At 60.2% G+C, this 21,922-nt stretch carries 18 protein-coding genes; 6 read left to right on the top strand and 12 right to left on the bottom strand.

Annotated features, from left to right (window positions below; translation table 11 throughout):
- Positions 1–329: 329 nt before the first annotated feature.
- The 4 genes from AB4Z13_RS01850 to AB4Z13_RS01835 all read right to left on the bottom strand — a co-directional run bounded on the left by AB4Z13_RS01850 (position 330) and on the right by AB4Z13_RS01835 (position 4,795).
- A complete protein-coding gene (locus AB4Z13_RS01850; RefSeq protein ID WP_442205637.1) occupies positions 330–503 on the bottom strand; it encodes a hypothetical protein in 174 nt (57 codons plus the stop codon).
- Between the two features lie 211 nt (positions 504–714).
- Positions 715–1,878: a M20 aminoacylase family protein gene (locus AB4Z13_RS01845; protein WP_442205636.1), complete on the bottom strand. Its 1,164-nt coding sequence runs from the start codon at positions 1,876–1,878 to the stop codon at positions 715–717.
- A gap of 450 nt (positions 1,879–2,328) precedes the next feature.
- Positions 2,329–3,927 (bottom strand): calcium-binding protein, encoded by a 1,599-nt coding sequence (locus AB4Z13_RS01840; RefSeq protein ID WP_442205635.1) that lies wholly within the window; start codon positions 3,925–3,927, stop codon positions 2,329–2,331.
- A gap of 298 nt (positions 3,928–4,225) precedes the next feature.
- Entirely contained in the window at positions 4,226–4,795 is a 570-nt protein-coding gene (locus AB4Z13_RS01835) for a DUF308 domain-containing protein (RefSeq protein WP_442205634.1), read from the bottom strand.
- A 156-nt stretch (positions 4,796–4,951) separates the two neighbouring features.
- Between AB4Z13_RS01835 and AB4Z13_RS01830 the strand changes: the two genes are divergently transcribed.
- Positions 4,952–5,524 (top strand): TetR/AcrR family transcriptional regulator, encoded by a 573-nt coding sequence (locus tag AB4Z13_RS01830; RefSeq protein ID WP_442205633.1) that lies wholly within the window; start codon positions 4,952–4,954, stop codon positions 5,522–5,524.
- A gap of 64 nt (positions 5,525–5,588) precedes the next feature.
- Here AB4Z13_RS01830 and AB4Z13_RS01825 read toward each other — a convergent pair whose 3' ends face one another.
- The 4 genes from AB4Z13_RS01825 to AB4Z13_RS01810 all read right to left on the bottom strand — a co-directional run bounded on the left by AB4Z13_RS01825 (position 5,589) and on the right by AB4Z13_RS01810 (position 11,471).
- Positions 5,589–7,349: an adenylate/guanylate cyclase domain-containing protein gene (locus AB4Z13_RS01825; RefSeq protein WP_442205632.1), complete on the bottom strand. Its 1,761-nt coding sequence runs from the start codon at positions 7,347–7,349 to the stop codon at positions 5,589–5,591.
- A gap of 191 nt (positions 7,350–7,540) precedes the next feature.
- The gene (locus tag AB4Z13_RS01820; RefSeq protein ID WP_442205631.1) at positions 7,541–9,535 is read right to left on the bottom strand and encodes a glycosyltransferase; all 1,995 of its coding nucleotides are present in this window, start codon (positions 9,533–9,535) and stop codon (positions 7,541–7,543) included.
- Complete coding sequence (locus AB4Z13_RS01815) at positions 9,517–10,749, bottom strand: HlyD family secretion protein (RefSeq protein ID WP_442205630.1); 1,233 nt, start codon at positions 10,747–10,749, stop codon at positions 9,517–9,519. Before AB4Z13_RS01815 ends, AB4Z13_RS01820 begins: the two co-directional genes overlap by 19 nt.
- 308 nt (positions 10,750–11,057) lie before the next feature.
- Positions 11,058–11,471 (bottom strand): adenylate kinase, encoded by a 414-nt coding sequence (locus tag AB4Z13_RS01810; protein ID WP_442205629.1) that lies wholly within the window; start codon positions 11,469–11,471, stop codon positions 11,058–11,060.
- 592 nt (positions 11,472–12,063) lie between these two features.
- Between AB4Z13_RS01810 and AB4Z13_RS01805 the strand changes: the two genes are divergently transcribed.
- Positions 12,064–13,884: a heavy metal translocating P-type ATPase gene (locus tag AB4Z13_RS01805; RefSeq protein ID WP_442205903.1), complete on the top strand. Its 1,821-nt coding sequence runs from the start codon at positions 12,064–12,066 to the stop codon at positions 13,882–13,884.
- 14 nt (positions 13,885–13,898) lie between these two features.
- On the opposite strand, the gene AB4Z13_RS01800 is transcribed toward AB4Z13_RS01805, so the two are convergent.
- On the bottom strand, positions 13,899–14,369 hold the full coding sequence (locus tag AB4Z13_RS01800) for a nucleoside deaminase (RefSeq protein ID WP_442205628.1): 471 nt from the start codon (positions 14,367–14,369) through the stop codon (positions 13,899–13,901).
- A 301-nt stretch (positions 14,370–14,670) separates the two neighbouring features.
- Between AB4Z13_RS01800 and AB4Z13_RS01795 the strand changes: the two genes are divergently transcribed.
- Entirely contained in the window at positions 14,671–15,555 is an 885-nt protein-coding gene (locus tag AB4Z13_RS01795) for an AraC family transcriptional regulator (protein ID WP_442205627.1), read from the top strand.
- Between the two features lie 79 nt (positions 15,556–15,634).
- On the opposite strand, the gene AB4Z13_RS01790 is transcribed toward AB4Z13_RS01795, so the two are convergent.
- The 3 genes from AB4Z13_RS01790 to AB4Z13_RS01780 form a co-directional block, all read right to left on the bottom strand.
- Positions 15,635–16,072 (bottom strand): VOC family protein, encoded by a 438-nt coding sequence (locus AB4Z13_RS01790; protein ID WP_442205626.1) that lies wholly within the window; start codon positions 16,070–16,072, stop codon positions 15,635–15,637.
- A 141-nt stretch (positions 16,073–16,213) separates the two neighbouring features.
- Positions 16,214–16,612, bottom strand: a complete 399-nt coding sequence (locus AB4Z13_RS01785) for a hypothetical protein (RefSeq protein ID WP_442205625.1) — start codon at positions 16,610–16,612, stop codon at positions 16,214–16,216.
- Positions 16,613–16,692: 80 nt separating this feature from the next.
- Positions 16,693–17,529 carry an AraC family transcriptional regulator gene (locus AB4Z13_RS01780; RefSeq protein WP_442205624.1) on the bottom strand — a complete coding sequence of 279 codons (837 nt, stop codon included), beginning with the start codon at positions 17,527–17,529 and terminating at the stop codon, positions 16,693–16,695.
- Between the two features lie 346 nt (positions 17,530–17,875).
- On the opposite strand from AB4Z13_RS01780, the gene AB4Z13_RS01775 reads away from it, so the two are divergent.
- From AB4Z13_RS01775 to AB4Z13_RS01765, 3 genes are all read left to right on the top strand, one after another.
- Positions 17,876–20,623, top strand: a complete 2,748-nt coding sequence (locus AB4Z13_RS01775; protein ID WP_442205623.1) for an autotransporter domain-containing protein — start codon at positions 17,876–17,878, stop codon at positions 20,621–20,623.
- A gap of 158 nt (positions 20,624–20,781) precedes the next feature.
- Positions 20,782–20,928 carry a hypothetical protein gene (locus tag AB4Z13_RS01770; RefSeq protein ID WP_162748123.1) on the top strand — a complete coding sequence of 49 codons (147 nt, stop codon included), beginning with the start codon at positions 20,782–20,784 and terminating at the stop codon, positions 20,926–20,928.
- A gap of 350 nt (positions 20,929–21,278) precedes the next feature.
- Positions 21,279–21,905 carry a cysteine hydrolase gene (locus tag AB4Z13_RS01765; protein WP_439015357.1) on the top strand — a complete coding sequence of 209 codons (627 nt, stop codon included), beginning with the start codon at positions 21,279–21,281 and terminating at the stop codon, positions 21,903–21,905.
- Positions 21,906–21,922 lie beyond the last annotated feature (17 nt).

Genomic DNA, 21,922 nt, shown 5'->3' with positions numbered 1-21,922 from the left:
TTCACGCCTGCATCGATGCAGCGTGCTGAACACAGATTCCGCTCGGGTGTTTGCGTGGTGGCCTGCCGGCATTCGCGCGCCATCCTGGGATGGGCGGTGGAGAGAACGGAAAGCCCCGAGATGTTTCAGAGAGAGGGTCTCTCACGACCTGCCGAGGATCTGATGCGTCGGTGGGTCAATGCCTAACAGAAGCGGAGCCGAATAGTTCCGCGCCGGGCGCGTCTTATTGATCGGATGGAGAAATGAAGGTTGCGCAATTTCCGCAACCGGCATGGCGTGGGCACAAAAAAAGCCCGCTTGCTGCGGGCCCTTCCCTGATCGTTTCCGATCTACTTGCTGCTTTTATGGCTCTGCTCGCCGGCCTTGACGTGCTGCTCGTGAGTGCCGCCGCGTGTGCTCGAGCTGCCCTTCGTGTCCGCAGCCTTCTTGGTGGACTTGACGTCGCTGCTCTTGCTCGACTGGCCGGATTTGCCGCTGTCGTTGGAGGCGCTTTGGTTCGGCATGATATTCTCCTTAAGGGTTGAAGCCGGGATCGGCCTCGCACCTCAACCCCCGGGACGCAGCTCTGTTCCATAATCAATTAAGGCAATCGGCGACCGGGATCGGCATTCGTGACGCATTTGGGCTTGAGCCGGAAAGCGAGTGACTGGAAAGCTGCTGTCCATTGCGTGGGCAGCAGACCGGGATGCTCCGCGGCCCCACTGCCAGCATGCTCTACTTTCCCCCAAGCTCCTGCCCGACCAGCGACAGCCAATAGCGCACCCCATGCGCAATCGCCTTGTCGTTGAAATCATAGGCCGGGTGATGCAGACCCGCGCTATCCCCGTTGCCGATCAGGATCATCGCGCCAGGCCGCCTCTCCAGCATGTAAGAGAAATCCTCCGCCCCCATCGACTGCTCGTAAGCCGGATCCACCTGGCTCTCGCCGGCCACCCTTGCAGCCGCCGCAACGATGGCTGACGTCCTCCCGGCATCGTTGACCGTGACAGGATAACCCGGCCGCCAGTCGATCTCGGCTTCCGTCTCGAACAGCTTCGCCGTGCCATGCACGATCTCCCGGAACCGCTGTTCGACGGCCTTCCTCGTGTCCGCCTGCATGGTGCGGATCGTGCCGCCGAGGCGCACGGAGGCGGGAATGACGTTCAGTGCCTTGTCGTTGCCGGCTTCCGAGAAGGTGATGGAGACGACGACGGGATCGAAGGGATCGGTGAAGCGCGAGGCGATCGATTGCAGCGCGGTGACCATATGGGCGCTGACGAGAACCGGATCGCGCGTCATGTTCGGCGCTGCCGCATGCCCGCCCTTGCCGTTGATGGTGATGACGAAACGGTCGGCACCCGCCATGAAGGGGCCGGCGCGCGTGGCAAAGGAACCGATCTCAAGGCCCGGCTCGTTATGCATGCCGTAGACCTCGTCGATGCCGAAATTTTCGAGCAGCCCCTCCTCGATCATCACCCGCGCTCCGCCGCCGCCCTCCTCCGCCGGCTGGAAGATCAGCACGACCTTGCCGGAGAAATCCCGGTTTTCGACTAGGCACTTGGCGGTGGCAAGCAACATGGCCGTGTGCCCGTCATGGCCGCAGGCATGCATGCGGTTGGCATTTCTGGAGGCATAGGGAAGATTGGTCTGCTCCGACATCGGCAGCGCATCCATGTCGCAGCGCAGCGCTATCGTCTTGCCGGAACCTTTCGCCCCCTCGATGACGGCGACGACACCGGTCTTGGCAAGCCCGGTCGTGACATTCTCGCAGCCGAACTCCGCGAGCTTGCCCGCCACGAACGCCGCCGTCTCCGGCAGATCGAAGAGCAGCTCCGGATTCTGATGAATATGCCGGCGCCAGCCCTTGGCCTCTTCGGCGACGGCTTCGATAGTGCTCATGATGGTATCCTCGTAATGTGGGTGGCCGGGCCGCGGGGAGCGGCGGCCGAAAGTGGGGTTGTGCGAGATTAGCCGCTGCGGCTGCGATTTGCCAACCGGCGGATTGGAAATGACGGTGAGAGAACATCCCCATCCTTCGTCGACATCCCCTCGAATGCGAAGGTTGCTTTGGGCACCAATGCCCTCCTCCCCACCCCTCATTCCTGTGCTTGTCACAGGAATCCAGCCTGCCCAAGTCTTTGGGCAGAAAAGACTTTTTATCTTCTAGTCTTGGATGAGTCATTCACCGCGCGGACGCGCGGTGGCTGGATTCCTGTGACAAGCACAGGAATGAGGGAGGTATATGGATGCCTCACCCAACAACATCCATCCCCGCCGCTTATCCAGCAGCTCCACCGCAACCACCCAAGCCTCCAAGCACGGAAACTCGATTAACAGTTCGGTCCCTGTTTACCCGAACATACCAGGCGAATAGGTGCCGTCGCTTTCCATCTCCTGAGCGCGTTGCTGCAGCCAGAAGAGAAACTGGTGGATCGAATTGGTGGTCTGGTCGCCGTTTCCGGCGTGGAACGAATATTTGTCAGCCTCGCCGCTCTGAATGAGATAGGTGATATATTCGATCCGCGGCTTGACGGCGTCATCGGGCAATGTTGCGACATTTGTTTCATACATGTCATTGCTCTCGGTCTGCGGATTGTAGAGGTCCGGATTGGCAGCCCTCTCAGCATCACGTTCCGCCTGCAGCTGCCGCGCCAGCTCTTCGCTGGCAGCAAGCTGGGCTTTGACCTCCGGCGACATGGGCCGGGCGGCGCCGGGCGGCAGTGTCAACCGCACGGCATTGGAGAGATCGTACTTAGGAATGCCGTAGATCGCCGGCGCCAACGAGCCGACAAGATATTCCCTTTGCGCCTGCGACATGTTCGGGTCACGGATCATTGCTTCAAACGCCTCCTTCGACATCGGCGTCTCGCCAGGCGGCAAGACGACGGGGCCTTGCGGCAGATGCGGTGTGCCGCCTCCGCTCGTCGGCTGGGCGGTGACCTGCCGGGTGCTGCCATCCGCAAAGGCGATCGTCAGCGATGACGATGCTGCGGCGTAAAGCTCGACGGTGATGACATCGTCGGGATTGCCATTGATGCTGATGGTCGCCGTACGGCCATTGACGGTGACCTGCACTGCATCGGCAGAAACGCCTTCGCCGAGCTCCAGCGTGGCGGAGCCGGAGACCATGATCTGGTCGCGCCCGTCGCCCGCGGCATATTTGAGGATCGAGCCGCCGCCGGTCTGGATCCGGTCGGCGCCCTTGCCGCCGGTGATGACGGACCGTTCGTAGGTCTCGATGACATCGTTGCCGGCCCCGCCATCAACAGTGGAGTCACGATAGACGGAGATATAGTCATTGCCGTCTCCGCCGTCGACGGTCGAATAGTCGTAGCCGCTCACCCAGTCATTGCCCGCCCCGGCATTCACCTTCGAATGATCGTTGACGGACACGTGATCATTGCCGGCGCCGCCTCTGACATCGGAATAGCCGTAGCCACTTATTCTATCGTCACCGGCTCCGCCATCCACCGTGGAGTTGGCATAGGTCCAGATCTCGTCGTTGCCGTCTCCACCCTCGATGACGGAATGGTCGTAGGTATCGATGACGTCGTCGCCACGCCCGCCGCTGACGGTCGCATGATCATAGGTGCTGATATAATCACTGCCGTCGCCGCCATCGACCATCGCGTCGGAATAGGTCGACACCTCGTCGTTGCCGGCGCCAGCATCGACGAAACCATTCGATCCGCCGTGCAGCCTGTCGTCCCCGCCCGTACCGACGAGGATATTTAGCGACATTTCCATCGAATGCTGCCGGACATACCGCACTATCGAGGTGGCGCTGGCACCGTCCTTTTCGCCGCTCTTGTCCGGAGCAGGGCTCGAAGGCGCAGCCTGGCGGTCACCGCCGCTCTGCCCGCCGGACTTTGCAGCCCGCCATTCCTCAATCGTCGTCTTTGAAAACCGGTATGTCATTGATGACATAATCGAATTGGTAACCGTCATGCGTGCCCCCTTGCCGGCGCAAATGCAGATATTGCGGGACGCGCCCCCGCATCCCTCACCAAAGTTGAGCACTCATATGCATGTATAAACTTGCGCGGGTATTGCGCTCGGTCGCATCAGCGGAATTCCACAACCTTCGGCTTTGGAATCCGCGGGAAGGATGACGATGGGCAATTCTCCGCGCGCCCATGCCATCAGCACGAAGCGCTCCGTGAATTCCTTTGCAAGAGGGAGTTTCGCGCGAGACATTCGCGGAAAATATTTCACATTCCGGTTTGGGGCTAGCGCCCCTCACCCATCACGCATTCGCCTTGCGATATGCCGCAACCGTCATCCACACAGCCGACAGCAGGAAATAGAAGGCACCGAACCCGGCATAGGGCGCAATGTCGAGGATGCTCGGCGGCGTGGAGCCGAAGGACTGGCTGATCATGAAACCGCCGGCGAGCGTGGATTGCGCACCGCTGAGGATCATCGCCCATTGCGCGCCGTAGATGCGCCAGCGCCGCACGCCGGCCGAAAGCTGCAACAGGCCGGAAAGGATGGCCCAGACGCCGAAGACCGCGAGGACGGCATAGGTGCTGTTCAGGACGGCTATGATGACGGCAAGCGTGGTGATCGTGCTGACGGCGACGTTGAACGTCTGCGCGGGATTGGCCTTCAGGCCGCCGTTAGAGCGGGCGTCCACAAGGTTCGCCGCCGCATCCCAGGCTGGGTAGGTGACGAGCAGCAGGGAGGCGAGCGCCGATTGGCTTCCCGACAGAGTGGCCGAGAGAATGGCGGCGATGATCCAGCCGATCGAGAACAGCGCACGGACGAAATAATAGGATCGCAACCAGCTCGATTGCGGAGAAGATTGGTTTTGCATGACAGGCTCCTTGTTTTATCTTCCTACTAGTAGGTAGCTAGGCTTAGAGAGTCAACCGTCAAACGCCGCTGCCCTCTGCCGGCTGGAACACATGCGCGTGAGCGAGCCCGCCGTGCCAAACTTGACAGCCTTCCTACCCGCAGATAGGCAAGCTGCATGGAACAGACGACCTCGGAAAAGATCCTTGATGTAGCGCAGTCCCTCGTCGTGGCGGGAGGCTATAACGGCTTCAGCTATGCCGATATTTCCGATGCGGTCGGCATCCGCAAGGCGAGCATCCACCACCATTTCCCCACCAAGGCCGAGCTCGTGCAGGTCCTGGTCGACCGCTATACGCAGCGCGCCGAATCTAGCCTGAAGTCGCTGCGCGAGCACGTCCCCGGCCCTGTCGAGCAGCTGCAGGCCTATCTGAACTACTGGCAGAAATGCATCCTCGACGCGTCGGAGCCCTTCTGCGTCTGCGCCATGCTCGCGGCCGAAATACAGATGCTGCCGGAGCCGGTCGCAGCCCATGTGCGCCGGCATTTCGAGAACCTGGCAGCCTGGCTGACATCGGTGCTGAAGGCTGGTGTGGAGAAGAAGCTCTTCCGGCTCGCCAGATCGCCCGAGGAAGAAGCGCAGATCCTGATGGCGTCGGTTCATGGCGCAATGCTATCGGCCCGAGCGCTTGGCGAGCCCAGCCTCTTTGCCGCGATTGTCGGCCCGCAGATCGCCAGACTTAAAGCGTAGAAGCGGCCGCCGCGTCATCCCGATGGACCACATGCGTCTGATGGCATCTGCGCGATGGCGATCATCATCTCAGCGAGAGTGACTTCTTCCGGGCTACGGGCTTGCGCGGCGTCAGCGGCAGGCCGGCATCGCAATTCCGCTTAACAAGGGTGTCGGTGACGGATTCGTCTGCATAGGTCTCCTGCGTCCGGATATAGACCGCCGACAGGCTCGGATCGAGGGAAAGCGCTTGCCGAACCAGGAATTCAGCCTTTCCAGCGTCGCCGCAGGCCATGCTCGCGGCAACCTGGTAGAGCGACTTGCGCCTGGTCTGGAAGGGCAGCGTCAGGGCGACGCGCATCATCTCTTCGAAACGGCTCAACGCGTAGAGGGCCGCCACCCGTTCTTCGGTGATCCAGACCGGCAGGAACGGATCAAGCGTCTCGGCACGATCAAGCATTTCGAGGGCGTGCTCGGCCTCCCCGGCATAGACATAGAACGCCGCGCTGCGGCCGAGAATATAGGCGTCGTTCGGAGCGAGTTCGTGGGCACGAATGTGATGGTAACGCGACGAAACGAAGTCGCCCGATTTCATCTTGATCGCGCCCATGATGCGATGGGCTTCCGGGTCGGACGGGTCGAGGGCGAGTGCATGCGCGACCTGTTGTTCGGCCCTATTGAGGTCAAAGCTTGGCAGGTTGCTCCACGAACAGACATGCATTGCGAAGGGACGGCCGAAACCGGGGTCGGCCGCCATTGACCGCTCGAACCAGGCCATGGCTTCGTGGACGTGAATATCCGATACGCCAATCAGCCGGTGATGGTCCAGACCGCGCAGATAATACTCATAGGCCGTCATATTCTCCGGGCGCTTCAGCCGTGCTGCCGCAAGTTCCGACTGCTCGATCCGTCCGGACACGGTTGCTGCAACACGAGCGATGATCTCGTCCAGCACATCGAGCAACTCGCGAAACGGACGCCTGATACGATCCGACCAGATGACGAGCCCCTCTCCCGTCTCGGTAAGCGCGATGTTGACCCGCAGGTCGTCGCCCACTTGCCGGATCGAGCCGCTGATGACGTAGCCGACGCCGAGAAGGCGGCCGATTTCGACGGGATCTTTCGTCGTCAGCGCGGTTGCCGCCGAGCGCGAACTGACAAACAGGCCCCTCAGGCGGCTGAGTTCAAGCGTCAGATCGTCGGTAATGCCCTCCGCCAGGAAACATTGATCTGCGATAGCGCCGGGCGCCACGTCGAACCGCGCCACTGCGATCGAGTTGGTACGGGGAGATTGGGCAGCATTGGGGGCGGATCGCGTCGGAGCGAACTGGAAGACGTGACGGTCCACCAGTTCAGTGACCCGGTAGATCCGGATCGGCTCTAAAATTCCCTTCAGCTGCCGTTCGCCGATGTCTTCGAATCCGCAAGGCGAGACCCGCCGGACCTGGTCGTAAAGCAGCCCTGAAACCTCGATTGCGCCAGGTGGCGCAGACGCCTCGATGCGCGCGGCGATGTTCACCCCATCGCCGCGCAGGTCCGAGCCTACGACGACGACGTCGGCGAGATGGAGGCCGAACCGCATGTCGCCGCCGCTCGCCCCAGGAAGGGCAGCGATCTCGGCGCGCGCCTCGATGGCGGACCTCAGCGCATTGACGGGGCTCCCGAACTCGGCGAGCAGGGCATCACCCGCCGTGCCGAAGACACGGCCGTCATGGCGCTGGACGACCATGCGAACAGTCTCGAGGATAGTGTCGATCCGGGCAATCGCGCCTTCCTCATCCGATTCCATTGCCGTGGTGGAGCCGACGAAATCCCCGACCATGATCGTAGCCAGCTTGCGCTGCATTCTCGATCCCTCCCGCAACAGAAGCACGCGATGACGCAATGTAGCACATCCGCGGGCTTGGATGTTTTGCGATTGGCAACGGTGGCAAGCCGGTGGGCCATTGGCCGCTTCTGGCGCATGATCGCCGTGCCTACTAAGGCTTCTGGACCTCAAGAGGACGCCGGCCGGACGATCCGCGCTTTGACGGTCGATTACAACGTGCGCGTCCGCCCGAACGACCGCAGAAGAAGATTGAGAGAGACCGCGACTTTATCGATGTCGCGAATGTCCTGCGAATATTGACCAGTGTAGAGTTTCACAATCATGCTGTCGCGAGCAGAGTCACCGAGTTCGAAATGCAGGTGCAGGTAGTAGGATTGCTTGTCACCGCTGCGACTTATGGTCCTGCGTCGTTGGGTGACCTGTCTGAGTTCTGATTTGAACGGAGCAAAGCCGGGCAGTTTAAGCACGACGGATTTGGATTGAAATCGGGCCATGGTCGGGACTGCAACGACCGCCTTGTCCAGTGCCAAACTTACGATTTGGCCAGGGACATCGTCTACGATCGCGGGTTCATCGAGCTTGAACGCATGAAACAGGCGCCGGGGTTTCTCAAAGCAGATGAGTGACGCGATGAGCAAGACGACGATATTGATACCTGACCACCAGGCCGCGACCGGTGAAAACTGGCCTTGCACGTGCGACGTTTCCGGTACGATGTTGACCAGCAGACCAAGAACGGTGACCGTAATCATGCTTGCGATCCAGGCGAAGCTGTAGCGGTCGAACTGGTTTGACTCGTTGCCACTGCCCTTTGGCGTCACCCTGAACGGCTTGCCAAATGGTCGCACCAGGCTGGAGACCACGGTAGGCAACATGCGAAATGTCGCAAAGGTCCCGACGGCACTGGAAATCACAGGCAGATAGCGCGTCGGGGTGATCCACAGCATAAGCATAAAATACGCCGCCAGCAGGGGCACCTGATGAGCCACATAGTCGGCTATATCAGTGAAATAAAGCGGGATCAGGCCGAGCCAGAGATAGACGATGGGAACGAGCAATATCATGAAGCGGACCAGATATTGCACGAGCCATGATGCTGGCAGGAACATGATCCGTTGAAAGAGCGTCAATCCCGGGCCGCGCAACGGGCCATTATAAAGGTAAAGGGTTTGAATTCCTCCCTGACACCACCGTTCGCGCTGCACAAAATAGCCGGTCAGGTTTTCGGCAGCCAGTCCCATCGACAGCCGCTCATTCAGGTAGCGGGTCTTGTAGCCTTTGTTGAGCATCGAAAGAGTGGTCAGCAGGTCTTCTGTGATCGACTCCGTCGGAAAACCGCCTATTGCGTCGACGGACTTGCGGCGGGCAATCGAGCATGACCCGCAGCAGAAGCTGACGTCCCAGGCGTCTCTGCTGGGCGCGATCTCGTCGAAGAACAAGCGCTGCTCGTCCGGCCAGATATTCTCCAAACCCAGGTTCGATTGCACCGGATCGACATTGAAGAAATGTTGAGGTGTCTGGACGATGCCGATGCTTTCATCGCTGAAGAAGGGCAGAGTCCGGCGAAGAAAATGTCGATAGGGAACAAAATCGGCGTCGAAGACTGCAATAAACTCGCCCGAGCTGACCTTCAGCCCATTGTTCATATTGCCTGCTTTGGCATGGCTGTTGTCGCCGCGAGTGACGTGGATGGCGTTCTTCTCCTCGCAATAGGCCTTCAGCCAGTCTCGGCGTTGATCGTCAAGCACATACACATTCAATTTGTCGGAAGGATAATCCAGCGACAGAGCGCCGACGATGGTTCGCTCGAGCACGTCGAGCGGCTCATTATAGGTGGGAATGAAAACATCGACAGTCGGAAGTTCACGTTGCTCTCGCGCAAAGAAAACGCGAGCCAGCCTGTCCGCTTCTGCGCTCCGGTCGACGTAGCGGCTCATCAATACCAGAAAAAGGATGACCTCGACGCACGCGAGAATCTCCACGACGAAGAGGATCCAAACCCAGTAGAAATTCGCACCGTCGTTGGGATAGGGAAGCACTGTCTCCGTCAAGCGCCAGAACATGTATCGCAATGCGACTGCTGCGACAAACGCGCAGGTCACCGCCCGTGTCCAGGTGTGATGGCGCGACCAATTGAACGGCCCCAGGAAAAAGAAGGCTAAAACGAGAAAGGTCGGAGCCAGCGCTACAAGATACTGAACCACAGGCTTTTGACCCAGTTGGACACGTCGATGCCGTGCTTGGAAAACCGTACCTGCACTGTGCGCCCCACTTGGCAGGAATTCGCAAAATCGTCGTTCATGACGGATGGATCAAGGCGAACCCGAATACGGGCATTGCGCTGTGTCGACGGCGGCAAGCTGGCGGCGAAGGAATCAGTCTCGACCAAAGCCGAGTTGCCTCTGACAGAAATGACCGTGCCCTTGAAGACATCGCTGCGACCGAACAAGCGCACCTGCGCGACAAGTCCAGGATAGATCTCGTCATAATTGACCTCGGGAACAAGGATATCCACAAACAGCTCTCGACAGTCGAGGAGACGCATCAGCTCGTCGTTCAGCACGACGTTCGAACCATCGACGATACTCCTGCTCCAAACAACGCCGTCGAACGGCGCTATCGCGGTCGCGGATTCAAGGCTGTCGACACGGTTTCCCTCTTCGACCAACTGCTTTTGAACTTCAGTGGCTTTTGTCTCATTTTCCGCTATGCGTGAGTTCAAGTCGTTGATGCGAACGACAACCTCGTCCTCGCGCTGTCGCGAATAAGGCACGTCATTCTGTCCGTCGCCGAAGACAAAGATTCCCTGGCGGACCGCATTGAGCCTTTGTTGCAATTGTTCGACAGTTAGATTGCTGATTTCGACTTCGCCGCCGGTCGCAGCTCCTGCGGCGCGCGCGGCCTCAACCAGCTTCTGCGTAAGTATGCCTTTTGACTCGAGCTCCATCCGACGGTTCAGGTCGACCTGCGCGACCAGATCCTGCGCTTGCGACACCTCGACTTTCTTCCGCAGGATTTCGACTTCGCGTTCGAGATTGGCAATGGTAGTCTGCTTGTAGACTTCCAATCTGGCAGATAATTCTTCGCGAAGCGCGGAAAGCTCCTCCCGTTCCTTTTTAAGTGCCGAGACGCGGTCGAGTGCGGTGTTGCGATCTGCCTCGAGCGAAGCGAGGATTGCGCGATTGACGCGCGTATTCCTGATTTCCACGAGGGATTGTCCCCCTCTGACCGGACTACCGACCTTGAGGGGTTCTTCCGCAATCGTGCCGTCGATCGGAGAATTGACAACAGCGAACCGCGCATTGACGGTGCCATCAAGGCTCGTAAAACCGGTAATCGCTGGCAATGAGACGACAGCGATGATTGCCAGCAGCAGCAGACCAACGGTGATGCGTGTGATGCGATTGTTCCAGATCATGGTGTCATCCGAAGGTATCGCTTCGCCATCCATTGACCTGTCGATCTGGTACAATGAATGCAACTAAATCTTGCATAATTTAACGCAGCGAAACCTAATAGACAAGTGATGGTCGTATACGTTCGGCAGAAACAGGCCAGTCCTGAACGAAACGCTGCATTGAAAGCCTGCAGCGCCTGTTCGATCAGGGGCTTGAGGCGATCAAGGAAACCACGCCTTCCTTGGCAAACACTCTGATACTCATCGATCAGAAAGCGTTTGGAGGTTTTTCTAAATCAGGTGCCCCTGACACTGCGGCATAGTAGGGCCTAGCCCGAGATCGGGTTTCGGCACGGATATGATGCTGAAGCGGCGAAAGCGTCGATCTCCTCGACGCTTGTCAAACGGACCACTGCTTTCCCTTGCTGCTCTGCCTCGACGCACAAGGCGCGAATCTTGGCCATCCAAGATTGCTCAACATCCCACATCGCTTGAAATAGGGCTTTGGTGGGGGGCATTGTTGTGAGGCCACCGGGGCGGTGCTCGAGTAATCCAGCACCCCAAGCAATCTGCCGCTCAGCCGCCAACCAAAAGTGCATCCACAGTGGCATATCAACAAGCACGATATCCGTGGCGCGATCCAGTCGCTCGGGTATGGAATCTGCGCGACCAAGGCCATCTATTACCCAGTGATCTTCGGCTATAATGTCAGCATGCCGCTGCCTATAAACTTCGAGGGGCATGTCGATCCACCCCTCCTGCCAAAGCAGGCTATCGATTTCCGTGTGCCGTGTTCCGAGTTTGTTAGCAAGCTGGCGTGCGAGTGTAGATTTACCGCCTCCAGCATTTCCAACTATCGCAATTCGAGCCATCTCCGAGTTCCCCAGGAAAAAATAGCCTCCGCGGAGGATTTCGAGTGTGCCGTTAAGACTCCACCATAGGGGTTACCCTCCCCAACGCAATGACCGCAGTTGGCACATAGCCGCCATGCCCATTAAGGGTTCCGGACATCAACGCCGAATCCAGGTTTTTCTGTCAACCTGCGACGGCACACCGCTTACGCCAGCTATTTATGGCGCTTGCGGCATCGCGAGCGCGGCTACCGGTCAGCCCGATTGCCGACCCGCTCCTGCCAGGCAGGCGCAGCTTGAGAGAGATCAAGGAAAAATCCTGTTATTGTGCCAAATTCCCGGGCGCATAACCGGTGTCGGGCAACGATTTCAAAGCATCGATCCTGCGCACTCGAAAGGAAATGGGAGGCGTTCGACCATGAGCGTTCTGGACGAGACGAAGGCTCAACCCCGAATTCGCATTTTCGGGGAATTGCCCGCCTGGATGCCCAGCATCGGATTGAGGTCGACGATCATGGCGTCGGCATCCCTCATCGGTCTGTTGGTGGCTCTCTGTCTGTTCCTGCTGGGCCATGGTAGTGCAAGCCGGTTCGTGCTGGCGGCAAGCACCTGCACTGCTCTCGCATTCCTGTTGATCGACATCTTTTCCAAGCTCAGAAACGGCGATCTCGGTCTCGACCTGATCGCCGCGCTCGCAATGGCCGCGACCCTCTGGTTCGGCGAATATCTTGCCGGAGCGATCGTCGCCCTCATGTATGCCGGCGGCCAGTTTCTGGAAGCCTATGCGCATCGGCGTGCCGACGAAGGCATGACGGCCTTGCTGGCGCAGGTGCCGCGAACGGCACTTCGCCTGCGCCAGAATGGTATCGAAGAAGTCCCCATTCCGGAACTTGCAGTGGGTGATGTCCTGATGATCCGCAGAGGCGACGTCATCCCGGCGGACGGCACGCTGATGACAGGCCATGCATCGATCGATCAATCCGTTCTGACCGGCGAAGCCTTTCCGGTCGTCGTCTCCGGCGGCGAGAGGATTTCGAGCGGCGCCACCAATGCCGGGGACGCAATCGAGATCAGGGTGGAAAGCCGCGCCGAGGACAGTACCTATTCCGGCATCGTCAAACTGGTCGAAGCATCGAAGCGTTCCAAGGCGCAGATAGCGCGGCTGGCCGATCGATATGCTATCGCCTTTCTCCTGCTGACGCTGGCAATCGCGCTCGGCGCCGCCATCCTGTCCGGTGACATGGCGCGCATCGTCGCGGTTCTCGTCGTTGCAACCCCCTGCCCGCTGATCCTCGCCGTTCCCGTCGCCCTTGCGGCCGGAACCTCGAAGGCTGCAAGGGCGGGCGTGCTGGTGAAGGGCGCAGGGCCGCTGGAGATCCTGGCCGACGCCTCCGTCGCGGTCTTCGACAAGACCGGCACGCTGACGGCCGGCGATCCCGAGGTAGTCTCGATCGACGGGCCGGAAGGACCGGACAGGATCTTGCGGCTTGCCGCCTCGCTGGACCAGGCATCCTCGCATGTCGTCGGCCGCGCGATCGTCAGGGAGGCCCAGAGACACCAGCTGACGCTGTCACGCCCGACTGATGTATCGGAGCTTCCGGGCGCCGGCATCTCCGGGCTTGTCGATGGTATCAGGGTGAGCGTTGGCGGCGATACCTATTTCACGCCCGAGGGCAAGCCGCCGCGTGCCCCCGAGAGAAAAGGCACAATGCAGGCAAGTGTCTTCATCAATGGCCGGCTTGCTGGCGAAATCGGCTTCGAGGATCGCCTGCGCGGCGATGCCGTCGAACTTGTCGCCAAGCTCCGCAAGCTAGGTTTCGGCCGGATCGTGCTTGCGAGCGGCGATGAGCGCAGCGTCGCTGCCGCCATTGCCGGCTCGCTGTCGCTGGATGCCGTCGAGGCGCGATTGTCCCCCGTCGAGAAGGTCGAGGTCATCGCCAGGGAACGCGCGGCGAGTAAACGCCTGGGCGGAAAGGTTCTCATGGTCGGCGATGGCGTCAACGATGCTCCAGCACTCGCAGCCGCCGATGTCGGCATCGCCGTCGGAGCCACCAATCTTGCGGCCGCTGCCGAAGCCGCCGACATCGTCCTGATCCGCAACGATCTGGGCAGGATCGCCTCTGCCATCGAAATAGCCAGACGCTCCCGCGCCATCGCGGTCCAGAGCATTTTCGCGGGCATCGGCCTCTCGCTCGTCGCCATGATCTTCGCCGGCGCCGGCTTCCTGCCGCCGGTCACGGGGGCCATGCTGCAGGAAGTCATCGATGTGGCCGTGATCCTGAATGCGCTGCGGGCGCTGCGCTAGTCAATCAACGAGTCCTAGGCCTTGCCCAGATGCTTCGGCCAGAATGCTTTATGTACCTCGGCGGCTTCTTCTTCGATGTTCGGGCCGTCGACGGTGACAATGCGCGCGCCGGTCTGCAGCACCGCCCGGCTCGGCACGTTCAACCCGATCCCGGCAATCTCACCAAGCCGCGCTTCGGAGCACGCAAACACCATACGGCCGATGCCCGACCAATAAATCGCCCCGGAGCACATCGCGCACGGCTCCGTGCTGGCGTAGAGCGTGCAGTCAGCAAGATATGCAGTGTCGTAATGCTGTGCCGCCAGTTTGATCAGGTTCATCTCGGCGTGGTTCGTCATATCGTGGCCGGTGAAGACGCTGTTTTCGGCGCGCAGGATGACTTTGCCGTCCTTCACCAGCACGGAGCCGAACGGTTCGTCTCCCTGTTCCACCGCGGATTTCGAGAGCGCAATCGCCTCACGTAAAAACGGCTCGTGGTTTTCCATCAGCGCCTCCCCTCTAAAGCTAGAGCGGGATGATCTTCTCTTGGATCGGAGAGATTTCCAAGGGCTACAAATGGGGTACAAGGCGCCGATCCGTATCGCCGCGCCGTCATCGTCCGGCTCCAGTCAATGAGTCCTGAGCCTGGGTTACCGAGGACAGACGACGTCGCCGTCAACCGGATCTCGGATGGCTTCCCCCTTTTCGCCATTGTCGACGGTCTGCGGCCCGTGACAAAACCGCAAGATCGGTCGAGCGCGTCATGTCTGCCTGCGCTTAGTTGGTGCGGCCACGGAGGACGGAACGATGAAGGCGGCGCTTCAAGCCTACCATGCCCGGATGCAGCGGGTGCTGGATCACATAGACCGGCATCTGGACGACGATCTGGACCTGGACGCGCTGAGCAGCGTCGCAGCCTTCTCGAAGTTTCACTTTCACCGGCAGTTCTCGGCAACGTTCGGCTTGTCGGTGCATCGCTATGTCCAGCTCGCCCGTTTGAAGCGCGCCTCACACAGGCTGGCCGCAAAGGACGATCAGAGCGTCACCGACATAGCGATGGACGCCGGTTACTGTGCGCCTGATGCCTTCGCCCGCGCCTTTCGGCAACGGCTCGGGCAATCGCCTTCGTCGTTCCGGAAGTCTCCCGACTGGGCTCCGTGGCTTGCCGCCTTCAGGCCCCTCGAAAACGCAAGGAGCAAGCTCATGCAGATAACCTATGAAGAAGACGATGTGACGATCCGCGATGTGCCGCCCACGCCGGTGGCGATCCTGGAGCACCGGGGCGACCGGGCGACCCTCGGCGCCAGCATTGAGCGGTTCATCGCCTGGCGCAAAGCCGCCGGCCTGTCACCAGAGACAAGCCCTACCTTCAACATCTTCCGATCGCCGAGAACCCCCGCGATTCCCGCCGATTATAGCATGGACCTGTGTGTCGGGACCGGCCGGCCGATCGATGCCGATGATGAGGTGATGAAGGCCGGCGTGATCCCGGGCGGACGCTGCGCGGTCATCCGCGTCGTCCACGATACCCACAATCTGGAGCCCGCCGCACTCTACCTTTATCGTGACTGGCTTCCGGCCAGCGGCGAGGAGGCGCGCGACTTCCCGATCTATTGCCAGCGGCATTTTTCCTTCCCTCCGAATGTGCCGGTCCATGAGGTCGTCGTGGAATTGTTTCTGCCGTTGAAGTAGCGCCCTGCGACAGCGGCCTGTCCCTTCCGATCGTAGGGAAATGGGCAGGCCGCGATCCAGCCGACCGTGGAGGATGCGCTCAGCCGAGTTCCTGGGCTAATCCGATGAGAATCCCTTCAGGCCCACGGATGTAGCAGAGCCGATACGCGTCTTTATACTGGACGACTTCGCCGACGAGCTGCGCACCGCGCGTGCTGAGCCTCTCAAGCGTCTCGTCGATGTCATCGACGGCGAACATGACACGGAGGTAGCCGAGCGCGTTGACCGGGGCATTCCGGTGATCTGCGACGACATCAGGCTTGAGGAATCGGGAGAGCTCGAGCCGGCTGTGGCCATCAGGTGTGCGCATCATGGCAATCTCGACATGCTGATCGCCCAGTCCGGTGATGCGCCCGGCCCATTCTCCTTCGACCATGGCCCGCCCTTCGAGCTCAAGGCCAAGTTCGCGAAAGAAATCAATCGCCGCTCCGAGGTCTTCGACGACGATTCCTACATTGTCCATCCGCTTGAGCGCCATGTTTTCCAATCTCCAAACTGTCGTTTCAATCGACAAGGTGTCGCCTCGTCGAACATAGGACGTTTGAGGTGCATCAACACCGACAGCCGTTTGCACGCAATTCCGCACGCAAAACCGCTGCGCACTTCTGCTGGAATTGCTCTAGCAGTTCGAGCGCACCTGTGCGGACGTGTCCGATCCGGGAAGCCCGGCCGAGGCGCCGGTGCCGGTCATTCCGTTGCAATCGGGTGTTCCCTTGCCCATGCCATTGCCGGTGCCGGACGTGCCGCGCGCTGCCGGGTTCGTCGTGTCGGGATTGGGCAGGGTGTTGATGCTGCCGGTTGCGTTCGGCGATATCGTATTGCCGGTGCCGGCACCCGTGCCGGTCCCCACGCCACCGGATGCGCCGGAGCCGATAGTGCCGCCGCCGGAAATGCCGCCAACACCACCTGTGCCATTGGCCGCACCGCCCGCACCGCCGCCAACGCCCGATGACTGCGCCATTGCGGAAGTGGCGAGCCCGATGGAAAGGATGGATGCCGTGATGAGCTTCAGAAGCATGAGAAACCTCCATGCTGCTTCATTGGTCATCAGGCTCAACCTGAGGCTCGGCGCGAAGTTCCGCTCAGGACAAATAAGTTTCAGCTTGCCAAAGGAAGGACGATGTCGAGATTCTGCATGGTGCCGACATGGTTCCAGGGCGGGGAATTGTAGAATTCATATCCCCCGTTGCCATCAGGCAGGAACATTTCGCTGGATGCCGCGAGCCAATCGACGCTGACGAATTCGTAGGTCCGAAGGATCTCGGCGTAAGAACCTGAATGGTTCATCGAGACATAGCGGCCCGCCCGAAACCGCAGCGGCGACAGGGCGGTATTGTCAGTGGGAAAACCCTGATCCACGACAGCACAGTCGTAGCGGACGAGTTCCCCTGGCGTGATCAGCGGCGTGTCGAGGATGATGCCGACCGGCCGCGCTTCTTCAAGTGGAAAGCCGATCCGCTCCAGATAGTCGGCAAATTTCCGCCAGTTGTCCTCGACCAGTGCATAGGATCCATAGAACCGCATGGCCCAAAGCCTCAATTCCGGACGCTGGCCGACCTTCACCCGCGCCAGGTCCGTCTTTTCCGGTCTCGGCCGAGCCGGCAGCACCTTCTGGGCCGCGACACGGTAATCCGAAGGCGTCAATCCGAATTGCCTTTGGAACGCGCGGATGAAAGCCTCATGGCTGGCATAGCCGGCGTTGAACGCGATGTGCGTGATTGGCTGCCCGCTCATCTGCAGGTTCATCGCCGCACGGTCGAGCCGTGTGCGGCGCATATAGGCGCTTGGCGATTCCCCCATGACCTCCTGGAACTGCCGCTGGAAGTGAAACGGACTGAGGCCGAGATGGGCCGAAATGTCCTGCAAGGTCGTTGACGCGGCGGGAGTACGCTCGATCATGCGCACAGCGCGCGCAATGCGGGGATGGTCGAGCATTCGCGGGGGCGGCGCCTTCCGGAGCGAAGATGCATTGTAACCCGCCGGGGGCGGATCGTAAGCCGGCTCCCGATCGGAACTTTCGAAATGATCGTTCATTGAAAATATCAAAGACTACGGTTGGATAAGGGGCCAACCTTAGCCTCACCGCAAGTTTTATCAAGTCAGCGGACGCGTCTTCCGTGTAGAGAAGCGCATTCCTGTGCGATATTTTAAACCACTGCGAGTTTTTTTCATGGCCCTCTCCCTGCCCGGCCGTCCGGCCCCAACCTTTCGACGGCTGTCCGAGACGCCGGAAAGCAGCGGGAACAACCGGCATGATCGGGCTTCTCCGGGCAGGACGTCCATGCAGCGCGTCATGGTTGGCCCACTTTCCCTGATTCTTCTTTCGATGATCGTGCTGTTCTGCGCGCTAACGTCTTCCGCCCAGTCCGCCCCGGTCGTCACCTCCGTTTCGGTCCCCGCCAATGGATATTACAACGGCGGAAACAACCTGACCTTTGCCGTGCAATTCAGCGAGAACGTAATAGTCGGCGGCACACCGTACCTCTCCGTGGTGGTCGGCAGCACGTCGCGTCAGGCAAGCTATCTGTCAGGAAGCGGGACGAGTTTGCTCCTGTTCGGCTACACGGTCCAATCCGGCGACAGGGACATGGACGGCGTGCAGCTTGGAGCCGTGATCAGCCTGAACGGCGGCACCATCGAGAACGCCGGAGGTGAAACGGCCGGCCTCGGCCTCAGCAATGTCGCTCCGACGACCGGCGTCTTCGTCAATACGCAGAACCCAGCTGTCGTGACCGCCGTCGACGGCAATCCGTCGTCCAACGACACGCAGGTGATGTTCCAGATCGTATTTTCCGAGGCCGTGACAGGCTTCACAGCGGCAGACATAATCTTGGCCACGACAGGAACCGCCAGCGCCACGCTGGCCAACCTCCAAACCTCTGACAACATCAAGTATACGATTCTTGCCCAGAATATTTCCGGCTCGGGCACTCTCCGTCTCGATATCCCGGCAGGTTCCGCTCAGAATATCGGAGGCAACGGCAACCTGGCAGGGACCGGAGTGCCATGGACCGTCAGCGCCTCGTCCAATGCCGATCTGTCGCAGTTGCAGCCCAACCAGGGGAGCCTCAGCCCGGCTTTCAATGCGAATACGCTGACCTATGCGATCTCGGTGGCCAACAATGTCACCGCGATTACGCTGACACCTGTCGTCTCCGAGCCGAACGCGACGGTCACGGTCAATGGTTCTCCGGTCGCTTCCGGAAGCGCCAGCAGTTCCGTTACCCTTGCTGTAGGCGCCACGGCGATCACCGTCGTCGTCACCGCGCAGGACGGAACGGTGAAGACCTACAATGTCACCGTGACGCGTGCCGCCTCCGCGATAGCCGATCTCGCTTCGCTGGTTCCGAGCAGCGGAACGCTCGACCCCGGCTTCAACCCGAGCATCCCGACTTATGACCTCAGACTGGCCAATGCGGTTGCCAGCATTGCGTTTACGCCGACGGCTGCCGATCCCACGGCGATCATCTCCGTGAACGGCAGCCTCGTACCGTCAGGGACAGCAAGCAGCTCGATTGCGCTGTCGGTCGGGTCGAACTACGTATCCGTCGTCGTCGCGGCGCAGAATGGCACGCTCCGGAGCTACCTCATCGACGTGATCAGGTCCGCTCCGGGGCCGACAGCCACGTCCCGCACCATCAATGTGATGGCGGGCACCACTGTCGCAGTCGATCTTACGGCGGGCGCGACCGGGGGACCCTTCACCACAGCGGCGTTCACCTTCCAGTCGAACCCGGAAGCAGGAAGCGTATATCTCGACGCACCGCAGAAGCGGCTCACCTTCTCGGCGAGCCCTTCATTCGCAGGATCGGCAGAGGTTGGCTATACGCTGTCGAATGCCTCCGGCACGTCGGTTCAGGCAACGATCACATTTGCCGTTACTGCCCGTCCCGATCCGACTGACGATCCCGATGTGGTCGGCCTTCTCAATGCGCAGGTGAATGCCGCCAGGCATTTTGCCCAATATCAGACGCGCAACTTTAACAGCCGCCTGGAGCAGCTGCACGATGAGGGCGAGCGCCGGCGCCGATCGCTTGATATCCGTCTCGGGCTTCGCCGTTCCGACAATGGCGGCCCCAATGGCGGGATCGTCAATGCCGAGCGCCAGTTCGGCTGGCCAGGCAGCAGCGCCCCCGACCTCATCAATCCCTCCGTATCCGGCCGGCAAGGCAACGGCTCAAACCCGGAGATCCAAGGGCCGGATCTCGGGCCGTTTGCAATCTGGTCCGGCGGCTTCGTCGATTTCGCCGATACGGGCAACAGCGGTCTGGACATCGGCTCGACTACGGTCGGCGTGAGCGCCGGCGTGGATTACCGGTTTTCCGATCGCTTCGTCGGTGGCTTCGGTCTGGGATATGGCCACGACAGGAGCGATGTCGGCGATAGCGGCACGGAAAGCCGCGGCGCGGCTTACAGCGCTGCGATCTACGGCTCCTTCAAGGCCGCCGAGAACCTGTTCCTCGACGGCCTGATCGGCGCGGGGCGGCTCGATTTCGATTCAAGCCGCTACGTCGCCTCTACGGGAGATCTCGCCACGGGAAACAGGGATGGGCGGCAGATGTTCGGTTCCCTCACCGCCGCCTACGAATTCCGGGACAAGACATGGCTCGTCTCTCCATACGGCCGGTTCGAATTGTCCAGGTCATGGCTCGACGGGTTCACCGAGAACGGCGGGGGCATCTACGGCCTGACCTATGGCGATCAGACGGTCGATACGGCCGCGGGCGCTATCGGCCTTCGCCTGAGCTATACCGTGCTGATGGACTGGGGAGCGCTGACACCCGGCGTGCGGGCGGAATATACCCATGATTTCGCCAGCTCCAGCCGGCTGCGGCTCGGATATGCCGACATCGGCACGCTTCCGTACGAACTCGAAGCGGAGGAACTCGGGGATGACTATTCCACACTCGGGCTCTCGCTCGATGCTGCGTTGCTGAACAACTGGGCGGTCGGCGTGGAATACCGGGCCGCTGTCGGCAGCGGAAGGCAGGACCACGCCATCGGCGTAAGGGTGAGGAGTGAATTCTAGAGCATATCGCGCAAAACTGTGCAGCGGTTTTGCGATAACGACATGCATAAACAAAGAGATAAAGCGCGGCTAGCGAATCTTGGAGATCGCGACACGCTTTAGCAAGGGCGGCGATAAAACCGCCAGCGCCGGCTCAACGGCGGGCGCCAGCACCGTCAATGGCACAGCGCAAGAGCGCGCACGCGCCCTTCGATGTCATGGGCGCGATGATGTTCGACCGAGAGAATGTCGATCAGGTCGGCGAGTTTGAAATGGTGCTCGCAGCCGCCAACGTCGATGTGAATCTGGTTGCCGCTAATGTGTAAGCCGACGGCAACGAAGTTTCTCTCTTCGCCTTCATCCAATACCGATACAATAAACAGAGGTCCCTCCCTCTTTCGCTTATCCCTTTTTATAAAGTAAATCGGTGAATGCTTTATTATTAGCAGTTAATAATAATTTGTACTCAATACATTGCTATAATTCAATATACGGCAGGCGGAAATGCGCCTGTCTTCGAACTCTACCGACAGCAGAGACCCTGATGGCATCAGGAGCGCCAGAGCATTTTCCTTTCGCCGATTGCGGCAACTGGACCGCGCGAGCGTTGGATCGCTGTTCAAATGGACATCCATGCCCTACTTAAGGGCCGTCACCATTGTCAGGGAACGCGCCAATGACGATACCCACGGCACTTGTAGACTGGCTTTCTCCCGATCGAACCGCATTGCTGGTCTACGATATGCAGGTCGGCATTGCCCGGCAGGTCCCGGGATCGAAAGAAACGAGCCGTCGCATCGCCGATATCGTCGCGGCAGCCAGACGCGCCGGGATGAGAATTGCCTTCTGCCGCCATCTTTCCCTGCCCAAGCCTTGGATGGGGCTGTTTGCAACGCGCATGGCAATGGCATGGCAACGCACCGATGACCCAGAGGCCGTAAAACCCTGGTTCCTGAGGGACAGCGAAGCGGTTCAGATCATTCCGGAACTCCATCCGCAGGAGCAGGATTTCGTGTTCGACAAGCTCGGAATGTCGGCTTTCGAGGGAACGCCACTCGAAATCGCCATGCGGGATGCCGGCCTTTCGGCATTGGCGATCTGCGGAATTGCGATGGAGATCGGCATAGAGCCGACCTGCCGCCACGCCGCCGACCTCGGCATCGTCCCGATCCTGATCGAAGACGCATGCGGATATGGGGACGCGGAAGCCGCCAGACGATCCGTCGACTCCCTCCGCTTCATGGGCGACACCATTCTGTCGAATACACAGGAATTCCTGTCAGCCGTCGCTCGTCCGCAATAGCGGCCCGGGCACGGAAC

Source organism: Rhizobium sp. YAF28 (assembly GCF_052113285.1).
Taxonomy (GTDB): domain Bacteria; phylum Pseudomonadota; class Alphaproteobacteria; order Rhizobiales; family Rhizobiaceae; genus Rhizobium.
Note: the sequence above shows the minus strand (reverse complement) of the source record. Positions and strands in the feature narration are given on the sequence as shown.